Here is a 19,953-nt window from a genome sequence, read left to right as displayed (position 1 = left end):
TACATCTCCCTTCATTCAATTACTAGTAAGTTAGAACTAATTTGAAAATCAGCTTCTGTATGTCGTTTTATATCTTCTACTGTGTATGGGCTCATTAATTCTTGTAATATAAGTCCACTCGGAGTTACCTCCATGACTGCCATATCAGTAATAATTAAATCTACACATTTCTTTGAAGTTAATGGCAATGTACACTCTGAAACAATTTTTGCATTTCCGTACTTATCAACATGATTCATTACAACAACGACCCGCTTCGCTTTTTGTGCTAAATCCATTGCTCCACCAATACCTGGAACACGTTTTCCAGGTACAATCCAGTTTGCTAAATCACCATTTTCACTTACTTGTAATGAACCAAGAATCGTTATGTCTAGCAAACCTTTTCGAATCATCCCAAACGCTGTGCAGCTATCGAAATAACTCGCTCCTGTTATAAGAGAAGTTGGTAAACCTGCTGCATTACACAAATTTTCATCTTCATTCCCTTTACTTGGCGTTGGTCCCATGCCGACGATTCCATTTTCCGCATGAAACATAACATTTATGTCGTCAGGCAAATGATTTGGTACAAGCGATGGTATGCCAATACCTAAATTTACAATCATACCATTTTGTATTTCTTTCGCCGCACGCCTAGCAATCTTATCCCTCACTTCTACGCCCATACCCATTTCCAGTTCACTCCTTCCGACGGTACAATATAATTTACGAAAACACCTGGAACGACAATTTCCTCTGGATCTAAACTTCCAAGCGGGACTATTTCTTCTGCTTCTACAATTGTTATATCCCCAGCCATAGCTACATGGGGATTCATATTTCGTGCACTTTTGTCAAATACAAGATTACCAAACGGATCTGCCTTTTTCGCATATACAATTGAAACTTCAGCAGTTAATGCTGTTTCAACTAAGTAGGTCTTACCATTCATTTCAACTGTTCGTTTTCCCTCTTCCACAATCGTATCAACACCAACATCAACTAAAACACCACCAAGACCAACGCCACCAGCGCGAATACGCTCTGCTAATGTTCCCTGCGGAGAAAACTCAATTTGTAATCTTCCCTCGTTTAGTTGCCTTCCTGCATTTGGATTGGAGCCAATGTGAGAAGTAATTATTGATTTAACTCTTTCATTTGTAACAAGACGACCGATACCTACATCAGGAAATCCAGTGTCATTTCCAATTAAATTTAAATTTGTAACGCCTTTTTCTAAAATTTCCTGTATTAAAGATGGAGGGGATCCAATCCCTCCAAATCCCCCAAACATCAATGTCATATCATCATGGAACAAAGAAATTACTTCCTCAATTTCTTTTAATTTACCGAATGTATTTGTAATAGTTGTCATGCGATACTATGCCCTCCTTTTTGCATCATCTCTTCCACACTTTTAGAGAAAATTGAAAGTAATTCATCTAACTCGGAATATGTAGTTGTCATTGGCGGTGCTACAAGCAGTGCACTATCTTCTTTTCCTGCTTGCCCTGAAACTGCTTGGTATAAAAGCAGACCATTTTTAGCTGCAACTGAAATAAGCTCTGACGCTTTTGTAAACGGTTGCAATTCTACTCCGATTAGCAACCCTTTTCCGCGCACATCAGCAATGATTGTCGATTGTTGCTGAACTTTCTGTAAGCCTTTTATTAAATACTCTCCCTTTTCTGCTGTTTTTTCAGGAAGATTATGTTTCTCCATATATTCAATAACAGCTAAAGCCGTTGCTGCAGACAATGGATTTGCACTTAACGTATGACCGCTCATTACTGAACGTGATCCACGTAATATTGGTTCCATAACACGATCACTTACAACTGTCGCTGCCATCGGTGTATATCCCGCTCCTAACCCTTTACCAAGTGTCATAATATCCGGCTCTACGCCCCAATGCTCCATCGCAAACCATGCTCCAGTACGACCGAGCCCAGTCATTACTTCATCCGCAATAAATAAAATATCGTAATGGTCGCAAATCTCTTTAATGACTTTATAATAGTCTTTCGGCGGAACAACCGCGCCTCCAGCTGCTCCGATAATCGGCTCAGCAATAAAAGCAGCAATATGCTCTGCACCAATTCTTTCAATTGATCTTTCTAGTTCAGTCGCACATGCCAGCTGACAAGTTGGATATACCTTTTGAACAGGACATCTGAAACAATATGGAGCTGGTATAGTCGGATAATCTTCCAAAATAGATACGAAGCGTTGTCTACGTAGTGGATGCCCAGACATCGATAAAGCACCCATCGTAATACCGTGATAACTCATCCATCTTGATAAAATTTTATGTTTCCCTTGAATACCTCGCTCTTGAAAATGCTGAATTGCAATTTTCATAGCTGTTTCATTCGCTTCCGTACCACTATTTACAAAAAAACTCCAGTTCAAATCTCCTACACTTAAATCACTTAACTTCTTCGCTAATTTTTCAGCTGGTTCACTCGTAAACTGTGATCTATAAACGAAAGCAATCTCCTCAGCTTGCTTTTTAATAACGTCTGCAATCTCCTTTACGCCATGCCCAATACCTGCCGTAATTGCTCCTGACGAACCATCAAAATATTTATTGCCATTTTGATCATACAAATAAACACCTTTTCCATGTGAAATCATTGGATACGGCTGACCAACAAGTGGTTTAATTAAGTAATCGCGCATAGCGCTCCCCCATTTCTCCAATTTGTATATATATATGAAGAAAATTGACGTTTCTTTCATAAAAAAGAATCCTCTGCAAAAGCAGTGAATTTATCAAAAAACTATTATAAAATATACAAATGAGTGCTTAAAAATTTTTATAAAACAGAAAATTCAGAACTAAAAACGAAGACCAACCCTTTTCTATACGCCCAAATACCCCTCCCTTTTATATGAAATGAGTACATCACCAAATGTTTTTATAGCATAATGCCAGCTGTCCTTAAATGCCGACATTCTGTACACTTCGACGGAACTCCCGTTAAACTCCTTCCTATTATCCTACTTTAAATTGCATATTTTAAAACAAATTTCGACACCCACCTTACTAATCAATTCAGATTCCTATTCATTATGTAAACTTTTCAGTTTTAAACTATAAAAAAAGAACCGATTAACCACACTAATCAGTTCGTCATGACGCTCTCTTATGGGTTAATACTGTCAATTGCTAAAATAAATAGAAAAATGAAGTTTACAAATTCATCCTACAGCCTATAACACAAAACCTTTTCATAACTTCATTCACAATTACTATCGGGATATCCCTATCCCGAAGTGGCACTCCTTTCCTCAGATTCAAAGTATCTTTCCTTTATAATTTATGTAGGACAATTATCACTTTGTATGTGTATTTGCCTATAATTAAAAAAATCCCTAGTTTTCTAGCGATTTTTGGACATGTATTCAATATGTTAATTGAAATGCACTTTCAACTTGGCATTTATTTTACTTTCGTACAGTCATATGTACTGCTTTACTCTGCGAAATTCTCGTAAGCACCAGCACCTCTTTATGAAAACATATTTGTTGTCAATTTTTAATTTTCCCTTTATAAAATCATTTTTTTTGCATAACCGCTTTCTTGCTTCGCATATAGTTTTAATGATGACAAAGGAGGAATGTTCATGTCTCAATCTGAAATCGAAAAATATGGACAAGAAGTTACACAATACGAACAACTCGCACGTTACTATCAGTTTCGTAATCCTAAAAAATATATAGAATTATATATGAAATATTACGATGCACTATCAAAACTTGTACAGGCTTATGAAACAAGAGACTCACAAGAAGCTGCTTTACCGTCACATATAAGAATTTTTCATGCCGATCCAAATATACCAGCGGTTGACATTTTAGTAAACGGACAAACGGTTATTAAAAATATTTCATTTAAGCAATTCAGCCCTTATTTATCATTAGTGCAAGGTAAATACCGTATAGATATTGTTCCTGTCGGAAATGAAACTCCAATCTTTTCAGCGTTGGTACCAATAATGGGAAATCATACTTATACTCTCGCTGCAATAAATAGTGATAATCACCTACAATTACAGCCTATACTTGATAATACACATTTACCAGCTGGTCAAGCCAAAATACGGTTTGCACATTTCTCTCCAGATACCCCTGTTGTAAACGTAGATTTAAAAGATGGGGATCATTTATTTGAAAATGTACTCTTTAAACAAATAACAGATTTTTTGCAAGTTAGCCCTGGTACAGCAGATATTGAAATTTCACTCGCAGATAATAAAAACGTTTTATTGACTATACCGAAATTCAATGTTGAACCAAATGTTATTTATACAATTTCAATAGTAGGTTATTCAACTAAAGATCCTAAATTAGAAGCCCTTATACTCACAAATTAAAACAGTCTACACCATTCATTTGGTGTAGACTGTTTATTTTTGAAATGCAATTTGAAATTCTGTCCAATCGTTATCTGATCGACACATAATGGATCCATTATGTTTTTCCACAATTTGTTTACATACAAATAATCCAATACCAGTTCCTAACTTTTTAGTAGTTACAAATGGTTCAAAAATCGTTTCTACATTTTCAGCTGGAATCATTGGTCCATTATTTTTTATCACAATTCGAATAGCTTGATCTTCTTCAAATACATCAATGATAATTTTTCGTTCTTCTTTCATTGATTCAAGAGCATCAATTGAATTCATTAATATGTTTAAAAATACTTGCCTCACTTCACTCCGATAACCAACAAGCGGAATTGGATACGGTAAATTCTTTTCAATCAAAACATTCGCATTGACCAAACTCGGATATAAGAATTGTATAATGTCTTGAAACAAGTCATTAAGCCAAAACCGTTCCGATTCATTCCACATTTCTTTTTTCGATACGAGTAAAAATTGCGAAATACGAAAATTTAATTGATCTAATTCATGCGAAATAATATCTAAATACGATAAACTCGGATGATCCGCCTTTAATAATTTAACAAACCCCATAATGGAAGTAAGCGGATTACGAAATTCATGTACAAAACTAGCTGACATTTGCCCTAAAATCGTCAGCCTTTCTTTATGTGTTTCGTTAATATATTGCTGTTTTTCCTCTAAATTCTTCGATATAATTTCCGAGTATTTTAAAACGGTATAATAAATTAATTTGTCAAAACAAGTATGTATTTTTGCCATAATTGGTTTCAATTCACGAGCGCTAACATCTAATTCACACATCGCTTCGAAAAGTTCATTTCTTCCCACGTTTGCGTTATAAACAAAATCTCCAATATTCGCATCTGCTCCAGCACGTTCAATAGCAATTTTCTCACATAACGGTTGAAGATAATTTATATCTTTATCTTCCATAGTAAGTTCGATAATTAACTCTAGTAAATCCTCTCCATTTTGAACTACTTCTAGTTTAAATGGATCTTTTTCGGAAATTATCATTTTGTTTTTCCAGTTCTCTACGAATTGGTGCCTATTGTTTTTCAAGTGTGAACAAAATATTTCTTTAATATCCTTATCGATTGGAAAAACCTCCATTCCCTCCATTTCCATACGACGAATACCCTTTATATTTTGAATATTAACACAAAAAATACGATTCGTTAATAGATTTTTGTCACATTTTGTTAATTTCTGTTGATAAAATTATTTTTTCTTTCTTATTTAACTAATTGTATACAAATCCCCTTTTTCCTTCACATATTTTCATTATTTCCGTAATCAAAACGACTTTTTTTGCATCATTTTTAATTCTTGCGTACAATAGAAAATGAAAGGTGTGAAAAATATGGTAAATAAAAATGTGGAAGATTATCTCCAAGAAGGCATTTACGGCCAAAAGCAAAACAAACCAGAAGAACGTAATATGTATTTAACTACATTACGTGAGCGTGTGGAAATCGCTTTAACAATCGGTCAAGTAATGCAAAGTAATGTATACTCTGAAGTAGCGGGTAGCATGCGCTCTTCTCAATCATTACAACTCCTCCTAAATGGTGGCATTGCTTACCCACATTTATCAAAATACATTAAATTAGCAAACGAAAAAAATGTTCCTTTTACAATTGTTCAAAATAAAGATACAAAAACACCAATCGGTTTAGTATTAACTCATGCTACTGCTATAGATAAAGAACAAATTTATGTAGAAGATACTATTTTCAAACAAGAAATGAAGTAAAAGTTACACTTAATTAAATAGTTACTAGAAGCGTAAAAAACGAGTATGGAATCGTAAACATTTCCTACTCGTTTTTTAGTGCAAGTTTTAAGTTTTTCCACTTTATTTTTTAATACATACTAATTTCATTTCTGTCATTTCTTCTATTGCATATTTAATTCCTTCGCGTCCCGTGCCACTTTCTTTCACACCACCATAAGGCATATGATCTACTCTGAACGTTGGAATATCATTAATCATGACACCACCAACCTCTAGCTCATCAATTGCACGCATTGCTTTAAATAAATTATTTGTAAATACTCCTGCCTGTAAGCCGTAACGCGAATTATTTACTTGCCCAATCGCTTCATCAAATTCTTTAAATGTATTTACTGTCATGAGTGGACCGAATACTTCTTGGCACTGCACAGATACATGATCTGGAACATTTGTTAATACAGTCGGTTCAAAAATTCTTGCATCCCGCTTCTTACCACCGCATAAAACAGTTGCTCCTTCCTTAATTGCTTCTTGAACCCACATATCAATTCGCTCTACATCTCTTTTTGAAATTAAAGCTGATACATCCGTTTCCTCAAGCAGTGGATCACCAACAACAACTGATTCCATCGCTTTCTTTAGCTTCGAAAGAAATTCATGCATTTTCGTTTCATGTACAAAAACACGTTGTACTGAAATACAAACTTGCCCATTATTAACAAATGCTCCCCATTTTACACGTTCAATTATTTCATCTGTTAACTCTACATCTTCATCAATGATAACAGCAGCATTTGAGCCTAGTTCTAACGTAACTCGTTTTAGCCCAGCCTTTTGTTTTATTCCGATTCCAACTTTTGGACTTCCGGTAAAAGTAATAGAAGCAACGTAATCATTTTTGACGATTGCCTCACCAACCGTGGAGCCAGGGCCAGAAATGATATTTAAAGCTCCATTTGGCAATCCTGCCTCTTCAAATAACTCAACTAATGCATAAGATGATAATGGCGTTTGATCAGCTGGCTTTAATACAACTGTATTTCCGGCAGCGATTGCTGGTCCAACTTTATGCGCTACTAAATTAAATGGTGTAATAGCCCCTATAACCCCAATCGGCTTTCGGATTGTATATGCAATACGCCCATCTGCACCAGGTGCGGCGTCTAATGGCAATGTCTCACCATATATACGCTTCGCTTCTTCAGCTGCAAATTTGTATGTTTGAACAGTACGATCTACTTCTCCCCTTGCAGCACGTATTGGTTTTGCAGCTTCTTTTGCAATAATCTCTGCAAATTCTTCTCTTCTTTCATCCATTTTTTGTGCAACTTTCTCTAAAATAGTCGCACGATCATATGCAGATAATGTATTCATTTTTGTCATTGCATTTTTTGCAGCGGTAACAGCCTCTTTTACATCTTCTTCCGTGCCTTGTGCAATTTCCGCTAATGTTTCTTCAGAATATGGTGCGTATAATGGTTTATACGTGTTTACAGATTTCCAATCTCCATTTATATATAAATGCTTTTTCATACTTCTGCTCCTTCCGAATATATGTATACAACAATACTTCACCTAGTGAAAGGTTTGACTTATGTCATTGTATCATAGCCCTTATCCCTCAAAAAACATTATGCTCAAAAAAAACTCTGCTATATAGCAGAGTTTACGAGCTAATTTGCTCTTGTAACGAAATTTGTTTTTCATCTTCTAAAATAACAATCGATTCTACTATCTTTGTAACTTCTAATCTTTTTATATAATGTCCATCTAATTCTTTCACACAAAACTTATAATTTTCAATTTCAATGGAATCCTCTTCAGCAATCTCTATATTCTTCGTTAAAATCCAACCACCGATTGTATCAACACCATCATCATCAATCCCTAAACCAAATAACGTATTCACTTCACTAACAAGTACTTTTCCCTCTAGTATCGTCTTCGTTTCACTAACTTGTTGAATTTCTGGCTGCTCATCCGTATCAAACTCATCCTGAATATCTCCAACAATTTCTTCCAGAATATCTTCAACAGTAACAAGTCCAGATGTTCCACCATATTCATCTATCAATATAGCAATATGTGTTCTTTCTTTTTGCATTTTCAAAAACAAATCATGAATTGGAATAGAATCGATAACTAAAATAATTGGTCTCATATATTGCTCTACTGTCTTCTTATTAACAGCTTTATGTTGTACAAATTCAGTAAAAATATCTTTAAAATTCACAAAACCTATTACGTGGTCTTTGTCGCCATCAACAACTGGATACCTTGTATATTTTTCACGAGACATTTTTTGCAAAGCTTCTTCAGCAGGCATCTCTTTACTTATAATATTCATTTCAGTTCGAGGTACCATTATTTCTTTTGCAATCCGATCATCAAATTCAAAAATTTTATTCACATATTTATATTCAGATTGATTAATCTCACCATTTCTATAACTTTCTGAAACTAACAACCGTAATTCTTCTTCTGAATGAACCTCATCATGCCCCTTCGGCGGTTTCAGCCCTAGCAGCTTCGTAATGATTCGAGCTGAACCATTTAATAGCCAAATGAATGGGAATGCAATACGATAAAAGAAAATTAACGGTTTAGAAACAAGCAAACTCACTTGTTCAGATTTTTGAATTGCAAATGTTTTTGGGGCCAATTCCCCTATTACAACATGTAAAAAAGTAATTAACAAAAATACTAAAATTACAGCAAAAATGTCTGCTAGTTGAGTAGAGATATTCCAATTTGCAAAAAGCGTATCAAACATTTGCTTTAACGCAGGTTTACCAAACCACCCAATTCCTAAAGCTGTAACAGTAATTCCTAGCTGACAAGCAGATAAATATTCGTCTAAGTTTGTAATGACTGTTTTGACCGATGTTGCACGATTATTTCCTTCTGCAATTAAATAGTCAATTCGTGAACTTCTCACTTTAACAATTGCAAATTCTGCTGCAACGAAAAATGCCGTTAAGGCAATTAAAACAATCACTATACTTATACTATATATGTCCAAATACTTTTCCTTACTTACTTTGTAAGCAAGGAAGCCACCTCCTACTTAATTTTATTCAAGTGAAGTAAGCATTCTAATACTCTAACAAAATTCTACATTAGCAACCACCTTTTTATATATTATATGCATACATAAAAAAGATATTTATCATTATGATAATCTAATTCATTTACACTCGTCAAATTATTCTAAATGTTACGATAAGACATTTTTATTTAAAAGAACTATTCTCCTCAACTCAATTTCGTGAAAAAACACTTTCTTTGCCGATTCCACACTTCTTTTGTCGCACTAGAAGGGAACTTACTTCATAGCTCGAAATCATTCAACAGGATATATATAGGAGGGATTATTTTGGAATATAAAACACCATTTATCGCAAAGAAATTAGGTGTTAGCCCAAAGGCTGTTGTCCGGATCGCGCAACAATTAAATCTTACGATAGAGAAAAACAAATATGGCCACTTTATATTCACACAAGAGGATGTCGATCAAATGTTAGAACACCATCGATTTCAAATAGAGCAATCTCAAAATTCTCAATCTACTCAAAAGGCTTCCTCAAATGAAGTTGAGGAATTAAAAACTCAAGTTAATACAATTGTTCAAAACATATCATCGAATGATTTTGAGCAATTAGCTAATCAATTAAACACTATTACGAGAAGACTTGATCGAATGGAAGAACAAATGCAAGATAAGGCAAATGATGTCGTCACGTACCAACTTTTACAACACCGTCGTGAAATGGAGGAAATGTTAGAGCGAATTCAAAAGTTAGAAGCTGCCCTAACGAAAGAAGAACCCATTTATATTACTCCGGATTCAAAACCAACATATGAACGAGAAAAGAAACCGAAGCGCCGCAAAATGATTTTTAGTATATTTGGATTATAATTTTTAGACCCTTATTAAAATAATAAGGGTCTTTTTTAATGAAGAGTTATATCCTATACAAATATTATTCTCTTTATTATACATATTCACTTCGCTTTATTTCGTTAACATAATATTTTTACTGTATTCTGTAATTAATGCCTGTGCATGAGCATTCCCTTGAATCACATCACGAAATTCTTTTAAAGAATACAAATGCGTAACCCCTTTTCGAGCATGAATTCTTACTGGTACACCTTGTAAAGTATCATGAAACTGAAAAGGATTATCTATTGGTTCAATTGGAAAACCAAGTGTAAGTAAATACATATACATTCTTTTTGTTACTGCTGCAATGTACCATTCAGCTTTTGTTTCTAACGCATGTATAAATAAAATAGCTGTTAGCCTTTTGAAATGTCCTCTTCCACGAGACGTTTTCGAAATACTTAACTTTCCTATTTCATATACATTCTTCAAATCTTTTACTAAATCATTTTTAGAAAACGGATAGAAAAACTCAGAATTCGATTGTTCAGGTACCGTATACTTAATACATTCTACTGTACCAATAGGATGTTCATCTTCTATTAATAAAAATCGTGATGGATTTAAATTACGTTCTACGAACATTAAGTTTCTTTCTTCACAAAAATCTCCCCATAGTTGCTCGAACCCAAAATGTTCTTCCTTTGTTTGAACACGCTGGAACATATTTAACCGCCTTTCCCATCGCCGCTCTGTTTTTTTGATAACGCTTTCACCATCTATCATATAAGAACAAATCTTCGTATGCAACTAAAAATATTTATGACTTATTATATTCTGCAAAATGAATTAGATTCCAATTTAATCGACTTTTATCCCGCGCTCACATTCCTTTTAATAACACATTTGTAGCACTTTTCAAATCTAAATTACACTACGTTTCTTTCCATACAGCATATAATTCTTCTTAATCTAAAGAAATCCTTTATGAAAAAGGATTTCTTTTACTTCTTAATGCTTTTTAGCCATTTTTCAAAAATTTGTACCATCCCATGTTTTCCAGCTAATTTCTCTTCCCCTTGTTTCGTCTTATATGGATATAACTGCAAGAAAACACCGCATCCAGACTCAATTTTTTTACTATGCATATGGCTTCCTGGATATACACAAATGACTTCATAAATTGACCTTCGATAATAGACTCGCTTTCCATCCTGTTCTTCTACATACTTTATAGACCAGTACTTATACATTTGCTCAGTTGCTTTCGTATTTCCGACGTGCTGAAAAATATTGTACATTGGACTATACTTCACTTCAATAATAATAGAAGATTTATATACGTATTTCCCATCTTCTTTTACATAACAGTCTAAGCGAATATCTGGCTTCTTCGTATCCTCACCATTGTAAAAATTACTACCTTTACTTAATGCAATAAGAGGATGTGTTTCAATTAAGTCATTAAATGCGACATGCACCTTTATATCATCTCGTTCTAAAACTACTGTCGTTCCATCTTGTAATCCATCTACATAAAAATGTTCTTGTATTTGTTCACGGATGGAGTTTCTAGCCTCAAAACCAATTTGCTCTAAAAGTGAAATAACGATAAAAAAAGCGTAATATTCATACACTAAAAACGTTGGCTTATAAACAAATAATAATGATGGAGATTGATCCGTATATTGCGGGAGTACTTCTAAATGATGTAGTAATTGTTGATGTGGTATCGGTAAATCATGTAAGTTCATGTTACTTGTTTCAGTAACTTCCCTCCAAAATGAAGAGTGCATTAACATTTGAAAGTATTGTACATTTTCATGCACAATATGCGCCAATATTTTATATTCTTGTATTTTCATTGAGCTCTTTCGTAAATCGGCTTCTTTTAGTAAATGTATATTTTTATATTTTTGCTTCTCTCTATCGGTTACTGATCCATTACGCTCAATTGTTTGTATAATCGTTTTTACAGCTTGAAACTCTTCTGATTTTTTCTTTTTTTCTCTTTCTAAGATTTCAATTGTTTGACGTAAAAAACTTTTAGCTTCAATTAAATAATGATAAAATTGCATCGCTTTATATTTAAGAAATGCATTTTCCTTACTATTTTTTTGTTCCATAAACTTACGATTATAATGTTTGGCATAAGGTTTTCGTTCTGCCACTATAGTTCCTTTTCTTGTTGGCTTTCGCTCTTTTCCTTCCCATTTATATTCATTTATAAAAGTTGAGCTTGATTCTATTTTCTTAAAGATTTGCTTTATCATTTTCATTTTTTGCGGTAACTTTCTAAGTAACACTAAATAAGAAGAATCCTCAATATCGCTAAGTGCAGAGAAGGTCTTTTTATAGTAACCTCTATCCAAAATCAACTCATTTAAAATTGACTTCACATAGTCTTGAATCATTTCAAATTGATCATCAAAAAAGTTTTTCGGTACGATTTGAAATGCGCCATAATACGTTGTATCTTCTATACGCACTTCAAAATGGTATAGACCACAGCGCCATGGATAAAAGAATTCTGTTTTCCCATGTTCATATATTAATACTCTTTGTTTTTTTTCATTTATTTCATATTGAGCCTCTTTTATATTTTTCTGTCCCTCATATACTTTATTCCATATAAAAGTAATATTCATTGGGATTTCATAATTGTACTGTAATCTTATTGGTTTTAATTCTTGTACTTTATAAATACATTGAACTAATGCTGTAGTAGATGTACAAAGACGATTTAATAAAATATAATCTCCTTTCCCTTCATTTCCAATGATTAACTTTAATACAAAAGGGAGCGTTTCATTCGTATCAACGATTTTTGTTTCATAACGCCCTTCATTTTGCATATCCATACAACTCCAGTTCTCTACGTTTTTCTCGTATATATGCTAAAGAGTGTTCAAATGTAGATACTCTGTTTGCAAGTGTAGATTGCAAAAGAGGTACTAAGGTCGCCCCCCTTTTTGCTTCTTCAGAAAGTAAAGGCCCAACCATCATTTCGGTCCCTCTGATTTTCGTCAATACACGCTGCTTTATTTGTAAATCAAACCCCTCTTCTCTACTAATCATATAGGTATGGTTATTTTGAAACGGTATGTTTTGCAAATAAGTCGCAATTGCATTTGCACATCGGAAAGAAATTCCCTTAGACGCGTCATGTGATGACAATACGACATGCAACTTATCTAATAGCTCTAATTCTTCTTCAGAAAACACTTCAATCATCGCTTTATTTCTCATCCAATTTATCCGAAATTCTCCCGCCGTTACTTTCAAAGGTGGATGTAATACGACTTTCCCCTGTTCCATGCCCATCTCACAAAACGGAATTTTCTGTAACGTTATTAGGTTCGTTCGGTCTAATAATCGATCAGAGAGCTCTTTCGTTGTTTCATCAAAATTTACAGTACCTACAAATATAATATTTTCTCCAATTTCAATTGTTGATGGAATTGAATTCTCTATGTCCTGTACACCCTCATACAAGTTTAAAATACGATTTTTTGTTTCAAGTTCAAGAACAGATAGAAACGGAGTAAACCAATGCTCAATATGAGACATGTTCATTTCATCAAAAACGATTATATACAGTTGATTTGGATTTTCTTTCGCCTTCATTAACGTCCTAACTAACTTCGCTTCAGATTCAATAAAAGTACCATTTGGATGAAGGTAACCAAGTAAATCATGTGGTTCTTGATACGATGGCGAAATTGGAATCCAAACCAACTCTTCCCCATACTGTAACCCTAATGCTTCTGCATAAGTTTGCACAAAACGTGATTTTCCAACGCCCGGTATACCACCAAGAATCGTTAACATATTTGTTTTTACACTTATATGGAAATTATAAATATCCGTTTCATCCAAATATAACCCTTTATTATGCACCATACTTTGTACATACTGTAAAAAGGACGATTCACGCTCATCCCATTCCCATTCATCTTTTTGTATTTTTATATCCTCTACTTCAACTAGCTTACCTTCTTCATGCATTCGTTTTTTTAATTGCTCATACACATAATCACTTACAAAATATAATTGATCTTCTACCGCTATTTCTACATACTTCGTCCAGTCACTGCAGTTTATATATTTACATTCACGTTTCTGTTCAAAATAGGCGATTGAGCTAATTGATGACTTTAGGGATATGTTTCCGTACAGTCTTCCATCGTGCCACAATAATTCAGGAGGCTCAAAGTCTTTCGGAAATTTTGGCATAAGAAATGATAAATAACCGTTGCTAAGTTTTCGCTCTAAAGATTCTCTTTTTTTATGATTTGTAACTTTAGGTGCCGGAATCATTTTATAGCTGCTTGCTATTTCTTTCGGTTCTTCTGTACATATTAACTCCACGTATACATTTCCTCTTTCATAATAAAGACGAAACATTACTAATTGCTTTTCTAATTTCCTCTTCTTTAATTCCGAAAAGATTTTTTCATTCTTTTTATTGCTACATAACCCTTCAAATACATATGGTTCATTTATAAATTGTTCCTGTAAAGTGAATGGTATTGGCGATAAGCATTGTACAAAAAAATTCTCTCCACTCTTCTCTTTCTCAGCTTTTGTAAATTTCCCTAAAAATCTCATATAGTACATTCGTTTTATAAAACTTGGCTGAAGAGCTTTATGTAATTTCACCTTAGTCACCTTCTTTTTTCATACTATTCTTAGTGTATGAAAGAAACGAAAAACTAGAAATAAAAAACCTGACGTTATCCGCCAGGTTCAAAATAAAAACTTATATTAATGAGAAGGAAATGCTTTTTTCTCTTGTAAAATTGCATTATGAGCAATTTTCATTTTCGCAAGTACGTAACGTAATCGATCTTCAGCGTTTTCATCTTTACTTATTTGTAATTCCGCCAAATTTTCAACAGAACTTGCTAAATTTTCAATGACTCCTCTTAGTTCAGGATGATGATTAAAAAAAGATTCTTGCACTAATACTTTCCTTAACTCACTAGCTAAATCAATTATTCTAGACAACTGTTCTTTTTCTTCCATTCTCATCCCTCCTGAATATCTTATGTAGTAAATATTCTCTAAACAAAGAAAAAAGCCCTTTAAATGAAAAGGACTTTTTACATTTTTATATTTCCAGTTAATAACATATATATGGATGTGATAGCCGCAACAATAATTGCCCACATCACATACTTCTCTGCACCTACAAAGCAACGGTTCCCTTGTTCTTTTCTTGCAAACGTGTAAACAATAATTCCAATTCCATACACAATTGAAACGAGTAGTAAATTCTTTAAACCAGCTGCATAAAGAAGCCATACAGAGTAAATAGAAGCAATTAAAGCTAACGCTCCGTTTTTTAATTTAGCGTCTTTTAACTCGTTTGTAATGACTAATTTAAATTGGAATAACGCTGATAATAAATATGGTAATAAAATTGATGTTGATGCAATGAAATACATAATTTGATATGTTGATTCCGAAAACAAAACGATGATAAATATAATTTGGGCAACACCATTTGAAATCCATAATGCCATGTGCGGTGTTTGCTTCTTATTTGTTTTCGTAAAGACTCTCGGAAATACGCCATCTTTTCCTGCTACATGAGAAATTTCAGAAACAAGTAAAAACCAGCCAATTAATGTACCGACAAGTGAAGCAACTAATCCGATGTTAATCGCAACTGCACCCCATGGACCAACAACGTGCTCTAATACATGTCCCATTGACGGAGTTTCTAACACAGAAAGTTCGCCTCTTGTCATAGCACCCATTGACAGGACAGAAATTAAAATATAAATGGACATTACTAAAATAAGTCCCAATACTGTTGCCTTACCAACATCTCGACTATTCTTCGCTCTTCCAGATAATACAACCGCTCCTTCAACTCCAATGAAAACCCAAAGTGTTACAAGCATTGTATTTTTCACTTGACCAAGTATAGCGGAAAGTGAGATCGTTCCTTCTCCCCAAAAATCATGTGTAAATGTGTCCCAGCGAAAGGCTGTTACCATTACAACAATAAATAAAACGATTGGAACTAACTTCCCTATTGTTGCGATCACATTCATAATAGAAGCTTCACGGATTCCAAATAAAATTAAAAAATGAAGTGTCCATAATAAAAGTGATGCCCCAACGATAGACGCAACATTATTCCCTCCTTTGAAAATTGGAAAGAAATAACCTAATGTACTAAACAGTAACATAATTGTTGCGACATTACCTAAGATTCCTGCTAGCCAATATCCCCAAGCACTATTAAATCCAATGTATTCACCGAAACCAGCACGTGCATAACTATAAATTCCACCTTCAAGTTCCGGTTTTTGTCTTGCTAACGTTTGATATACGAGCGCAAGTGGAATCATTCCCATCGCTGTAATACACCAGCCAATTATTATTGCACCACTGTTTGCTCCTACTGCTAAATCATGCGGTAAACTAAAAACACCGCCACCAACCATTGTTCCAACTACTAATGCGATTAATGGAAAAAATCCTAACTTCTTTTCTATTTGTACCACCCCATCTGTCATTCTAGGTGTTATGTTCGTTCAACTATTAAAGTCACCTTTTTCTCTAATAGACGTTTCTCTTATATTTTTTCAGGAAAACATTACTTATTCTAAAAGAAAATGAGCAAAAATGGAATACTTTTTTGAAAAAATGTATAAGTATGCACAAAAAAACCGCTCATTTTGTAATGAACGGTCATTTCAAACATATAAATTTGTATATTTCTTGTAAATTTAACGAAGTAACTTCTCTTTTTGTAAAAATTGTTTTGCGACTTCTTCACTACTTTTACCATTTACGTTAACTTCATAATTCATTTTTCGCATTTCTTCATCTGTAATCTTTCCAGATAATTTATTTAATACCTTTTCAAGTTCAGGATATTTCTGTAACGTTTCTTTTCTTAATAATGGTGCTCCTTGATAAGGTGGGAATAACCCTTTATCATCTTTCAGCACTTTCAGTCCGTATTGCTCCAATTCACTATCTGTTGAATATGCATCAATTACGTTAACATCTCCAGATTCAATTGCGCTATAACGCAGCTTCGGCTCCATCGTTTTAACATTCGAGAACTTATAGTTATATAATTTTTGCATTCCTTTATAACCATCTTCACGATCAGCAAATTCCAATGTAAATCCTACTTTGGCTTCCTGCGCAACATTCCCTAAATCAGAAATTGTATTTATATTCTTTTGATCTGCTATTTTTTTCGGCATAGCTAGTGCATATGTATTGTTATACTCCATTGGCTTCAACATAATCATATTATATTTCTTTTCCATTCCAATGCGAGCCTGCTCATATACTTCATCACGATTTGTACTCTTTGGTTCTTCTTTCACGAAAGTAGATAAAGCTGTTCCTGAAAATTCTGGGTATATATCTACTTCCCCTGATTTCAACGCTTCAAATACAAATGCTGTTTTTCCAAGACCTGGTTTTAATTGTACGTGTAAATCTGTATCTTGTTCAATAAGCTGCTTATACATTTGAATTAAAATTTCAGGTTCTGATCCAAGTTTGCCCGCAATAACAATATCTTTCTTTTCTGTACTCCAAAGAAATGGAGAAGCAATCATTATACAAACAATACATATCGTCAATATAACACGCTTAGAAGAGCGTTTCGGTCGTTCAAGTATGCGAAGTACTATATCAAAGAATAAAGCGAGTAACGCGGCTGGTACGGCCCCTAAAATGATAAGTGCATGATCATTTCGATCTATACCTAATAGTATAAGCTTACCGAGCCCACCAGCACCAATGAGAGCTGCTAATGTAGCCGTTCCAACAATTAATACCATAGCTGTACGAATACCAGCCATAATGATAGGCAATGCAAGAGGAAGTTCTACCTTCCACAATCTTCTCCAACTATTCATCCCCATAGCTTTCGCGGCTTCTATTAGAGATTCATCTAATTCCCTTATTCCTGTATATGTATTTCGTAAAATAGGTAATAGTGCATACACAACTAATGCGATAATCGCTGGAAGTTTTCCGATTCCTACTAATGGAATTAATAGTCCGAGTAATGCAAGTGATGGCACTGTCTGCATTACTGCAGAAGTTCCTATTATAAATTCAGCCATTCGTTCTTTTCTTGTTAATAAGATGCCAAGTGGCACCGCTATAATTACTGCAAAAAATAATGAAATAAGCGATATTTGTAAATGCTCACTTAATGCAGTTAGTAATTCTATTTTTCGTTCTTGGAACGTTTGTATAAAATTAGTCACTGTTTAGCCTCTTTCCTTCATTTGTTCAACAATGTAATTGACAATATGACGACTTGTTAACGTTCCAATATATTGACCGTTTTTTTCAACTGGAACGACCTCCTCATCACGCACACGAACTAACGCTTCTTGTAAAGAAGAATGTAATGATAGCGCCTGCCCTTCTAATTGCACACTTTGATCGAGCGGCAATACATCTGCTATACTTTTCCCCTCATACCAAGTTCGCCCACGATTTCCAATGAATTCCTCTACAAATTCATTTTTCGGATTATGTATAATTCCTTCTGGTGTATCTAGTTGAACAACTTTTCCTTCTTTCATAATACAAATGCGATCTCCAAGTGATAATGCTTCTTGCATATCATGTGTTACGAATACGATTGTTTTTTGAATCTTTTTTTGCAACTGTACAATATCCTTCTGAAGCTGTTCCCTACTTAATGGATCTAACGCACTAAATGGTTCATCCATAAGAACGATTTTCGGGTTTGCAGCTAATGCTCGCACGACACCGACACGTTGTTTTTGTCCTCCTGACAATTCATCAGGCATACGATTTCGATAAATATCCGGATCTAATCCAACCATATGTAACAATTCATCGACGCGTGCTTTAATTTCTTTTTTGCTCCATTGCCTCATTTCAGGAACAACTGCAATATTTTCAGCAATTGTCATATGAGGAAACAAAGCAATCTGTTGCAACACGTATCCTATATCCCAACGTAATTCGTTTATATTATATTGTTGAATATCTTTTCCATCGATTAAAATCGATCCTTCAGTCGTTTCGATTAAACGATTAATCATCTTCATTGTCGTTGTTTTCCCGCATCCACTCGGACCGATGAGAACAAAAAATTCTCCCTTTTTAATTTCTAAATGCAATGAATCCACTGCTTTCGTGCCATCTTCATACGATTTTGACACATGATTAAATTGAATCACAAATACAACTCCTTTAATGTTGTTTCCTTTATTTTGATGGAATATGGCATTCATTTCAAATGATACGCTTTTAAATTAAAAAAGAGCTCACATTTGAGCTCTAACGGTCGAACAATATTGTTTTCATAATAGCAGCATATTCGCGAACATACATTTTTCTCTTAGAACGAATTGGCGTTTCAGCAGCTAGTGCCTCCATCTTCATGCCTAAACGCTTTGCAATTATTTTCGTTCGATATAAATGATACGTATTACTTACAACTACCGCATGTTTCACATTATATAAATCCATACTAAACTTTAAGTTTTCATACGTATTTGTAGATTGATCTTCTATTAAAATACGACTCTCATCTATACCGTGTACCATTAAATAGTTTCTCATGCTGTGAGCTTCCGGTATATCTTCATCTTCTCCTTGACCACCTGAAACAATTACTTTCGCTTCAGGATATGAAAATAAATACTCCAACGCTACATCCAAACGATTTTGAAGAGATAAAGACGGTCTATCTCCAAATAACTTTGCACCCAGTATAAGAACGTACGGAGAGTGATAGCTCAACTTTTCACGAGCAACTTTGTTCATTCTAAACGTCATATAAATGATGTATAGTGGCGGTAATAATAAAATGATAAGAAAGATCCATTTGTTCATAAATAAGTTTGCACTCCCTTTCTTTTTATTATACAGAAAAAGAAAGGGCGGCAGAAGTGTTT

At 34.1% G+C, this 19,953-nt stretch carries 17 protein-coding genes; 3 read left to right on the top strand and 14 right to left on the bottom strand.

From position 1 onward, the window contains the following. Nucleotides 1-11: 11 nt before the first annotated feature. From V6946_RS11520 to V6946_RS11510, 3 genes are read right to left on the bottom strand one after another with little or no spacing between them, the layout of a single operon-like run. On the bottom strand, nt 12-674 hold the full coding sequence (locus V6946_RS11520) for a CoA transferase subunit B (protein WP_000525277.1): 663 nt from the start codon (nt 672-674) through the stop codon (nt 12-14). Beyond that, entirely contained in the window at nt 659-1,357 is a 699-nt protein-coding gene (atoD, locus tag V6946_RS11515; RefSeq protein WP_006925176.1) for an acetate CoA-transferase subunit alpha, read from the bottom strand. Before atoD ends, V6946_RS11520 begins: the two co-directional genes overlap by 16 nt. Then, nucleotides 1,354-2,664 (bottom strand): aspartate aminotransferase family protein, encoded by a 1,311-nt coding sequence (locus tag V6946_RS11510; RefSeq protein ID WP_001205882.1) that lies wholly within the window; start codon nt 2,662-2,664, stop codon nt 1,354-1,356. The genes atoD and V6946_RS11510 overlap by 4 nt, the downstream gene beginning before the upstream one ends. Before the next feature lie 947 nt (nt 2,665-3,611). Between V6946_RS11510 and V6946_RS11505 the strand changes: the two genes are divergently transcribed. Beyond that, nucleotides 3,612-4,361, top strand: coding sequence for a DUF4397 domain-containing protein (locus V6946_RS11505; protein WP_000083285.1), 750 nt, complete (start codon nt 3,612-3,614; stop codon nt 4,359-4,361). 33 nt (nt 4,362-4,394) lie between these two features. Here V6946_RS11505 and V6946_RS11500 read toward each other — a convergent pair whose 3' ends face one another. After that, nucleotides 4,395-5,528: a BA2291 family sporulation histidine kinase gene (locus tag V6946_RS11500; RefSeq protein ID WP_000425086.1), complete on the bottom strand. Its 1,134-nt coding sequence runs from the start codon at nt 5,526-5,528 to the stop codon at nt 4,395-4,397. Nucleotides 5,529-5,763: 235 nt separating this feature from the next. Between V6946_RS11500 and V6946_RS11495 the strand changes: the two genes are divergently transcribed. After that, complete coding sequence (locus tag V6946_RS11495; RefSeq protein WP_000247558.1) at nt 5,764-6,156, top strand: YueI family protein; 393 nt, start codon at nt 5,764-5,766, stop codon at nt 6,154-6,156. Nucleotides 6,157-6,258: 102 nt separating this feature from the next. Here the strand turns inward: V6946_RS11495 and V6946_RS11490 are convergent, their stop codons facing one another. Next, nucleotides 6,259-7,671, bottom strand: coding sequence for an aldehyde dehydrogenase family protein (locus V6946_RS11490; RefSeq protein ID WP_366981944.1), 1,413 nt, complete (start codon nt 7,669-7,671; stop codon nt 6,259-6,261). A 133-nt stretch (nt 7,672-7,804) separates the two neighbouring features. Beyond that, the gene (locus V6946_RS11485) at nt 7,805-9,160 is read right to left on the bottom strand and encodes a hemolysin family protein (RefSeq protein WP_000356250.1); all 1,356 of its coding nucleotides are present in this window, start codon (nt 9,158-9,160) and stop codon (nt 7,805-7,807) included. 354 nt (nt 9,161-9,514) lie between these two features. On the opposite strand from V6946_RS11485, the gene racA reads away from it, so the two are divergent. Further along, nucleotides 9,515-10,057 carry a chromosome-anchoring protein RacA gene (gene racA, locus V6946_RS11480; protein WP_000456023.1) on the top strand — a complete coding sequence of 181 codons (543 nt, stop codon included), beginning with the start codon at nt 9,515-9,517 and terminating at the stop codon, nt 10,055-10,057. 96 nt (nt 10,058-10,153) lie between these two features. On the opposite strand, the gene V6946_RS11475 is transcribed toward racA, so the two are convergent. From V6946_RS11475 to V6946_RS11440, 8 genes are all read right to left on the bottom strand, one after another. Next, on the bottom strand, nt 10,154-10,750 hold the full coding sequence (locus V6946_RS11475) for a hypothetical protein (RefSeq protein WP_000487796.1): 597 nt from the start codon (nt 10,748-10,750) through the stop codon (nt 10,154-10,156). Between the two features lie 278 nt (nt 10,751-11,028). After that, on the bottom strand, nt 11,029-12,879 hold the full coding sequence (locus tag V6946_RS11470; protein ID WP_001178737.1) for a hypothetical protein: 1,851 nt from the start codon (nt 12,877-12,879) through the stop codon (nt 11,029-11,031). Beyond that, entirely contained in the window at nt 12,869-14,686 is a 1,818-nt protein-coding gene (locus tag V6946_RS11465) for an AAA family ATPase (RefSeq protein WP_000766194.1), read from the bottom strand. Before V6946_RS11465 ends, V6946_RS11470 begins: the two co-directional genes overlap by 11 nt. Nucleotides 14,687-14,791: 105 nt before the next feature. After that, on the bottom strand, nt 14,792-15,052 hold the full coding sequence (locus V6946_RS11460; RefSeq protein WP_000391445.1) for a hypothetical protein: 261 nt from the start codon (nt 15,050-15,052) through the stop codon (nt 14,792-14,794). Nucleotides 15,053-15,129: 77 nt separating this feature from the next. Further along, nucleotides 15,130-16,557: a basic amino acid/polyamine antiporter gene (locus V6946_RS11455; RefSeq protein ID WP_000129451.1), complete on the bottom strand. Its 1,428-nt coding sequence runs from the start codon at nt 16,555-16,557 to the stop codon at nt 15,130-15,132. A 213-nt stretch (nt 16,558-16,770) separates the two neighbouring features. Further along, nucleotides 16,771-18,282 (bottom strand): ABC transporter permease/substrate-binding protein, encoded by a 1,512-nt coding sequence (locus tag V6946_RS11450; RefSeq protein ID WP_000181014.1) that lies wholly within the window; start codon nt 18,280-18,282, stop codon nt 16,771-16,773. Nucleotides 18,283-18,285: 3 nt separating this feature from the next. Next, nucleotides 18,286-19,233 (bottom strand): ABC transporter ATP-binding protein, encoded by a 948-nt coding sequence (locus tag V6946_RS11445; protein ID WP_000614085.1) that lies wholly within the window; start codon nt 19,231-19,233, stop codon nt 18,286-18,288. 100 nt (nt 19,234-19,333) lie between these two features. Then, the gene (locus V6946_RS11440; protein WP_006925163.1) at nt 19,334-19,891 is read right to left on the bottom strand and encodes a YdcF family protein; all 558 of its coding nucleotides are present in this window, start codon (nt 19,889-19,891) and stop codon (nt 19,334-19,336) included. Nucleotides 19,892-19,953: the final 62 nt, after the last annotated feature.

This window comes from Bacillus sp. PPSBB_2 (assembly GCF_045291115.1).
Lineage (GTDB): Bacteria > Bacillota > Bacilli > Bacillales > Bacillaceae_G > Bacillus_A > Bacillus_A cereus.
The sequence above is the reverse complement of the archived record's forward strand: the minus strand, read 5'-3'. Positions and strand labels throughout refer to the sequence as shown.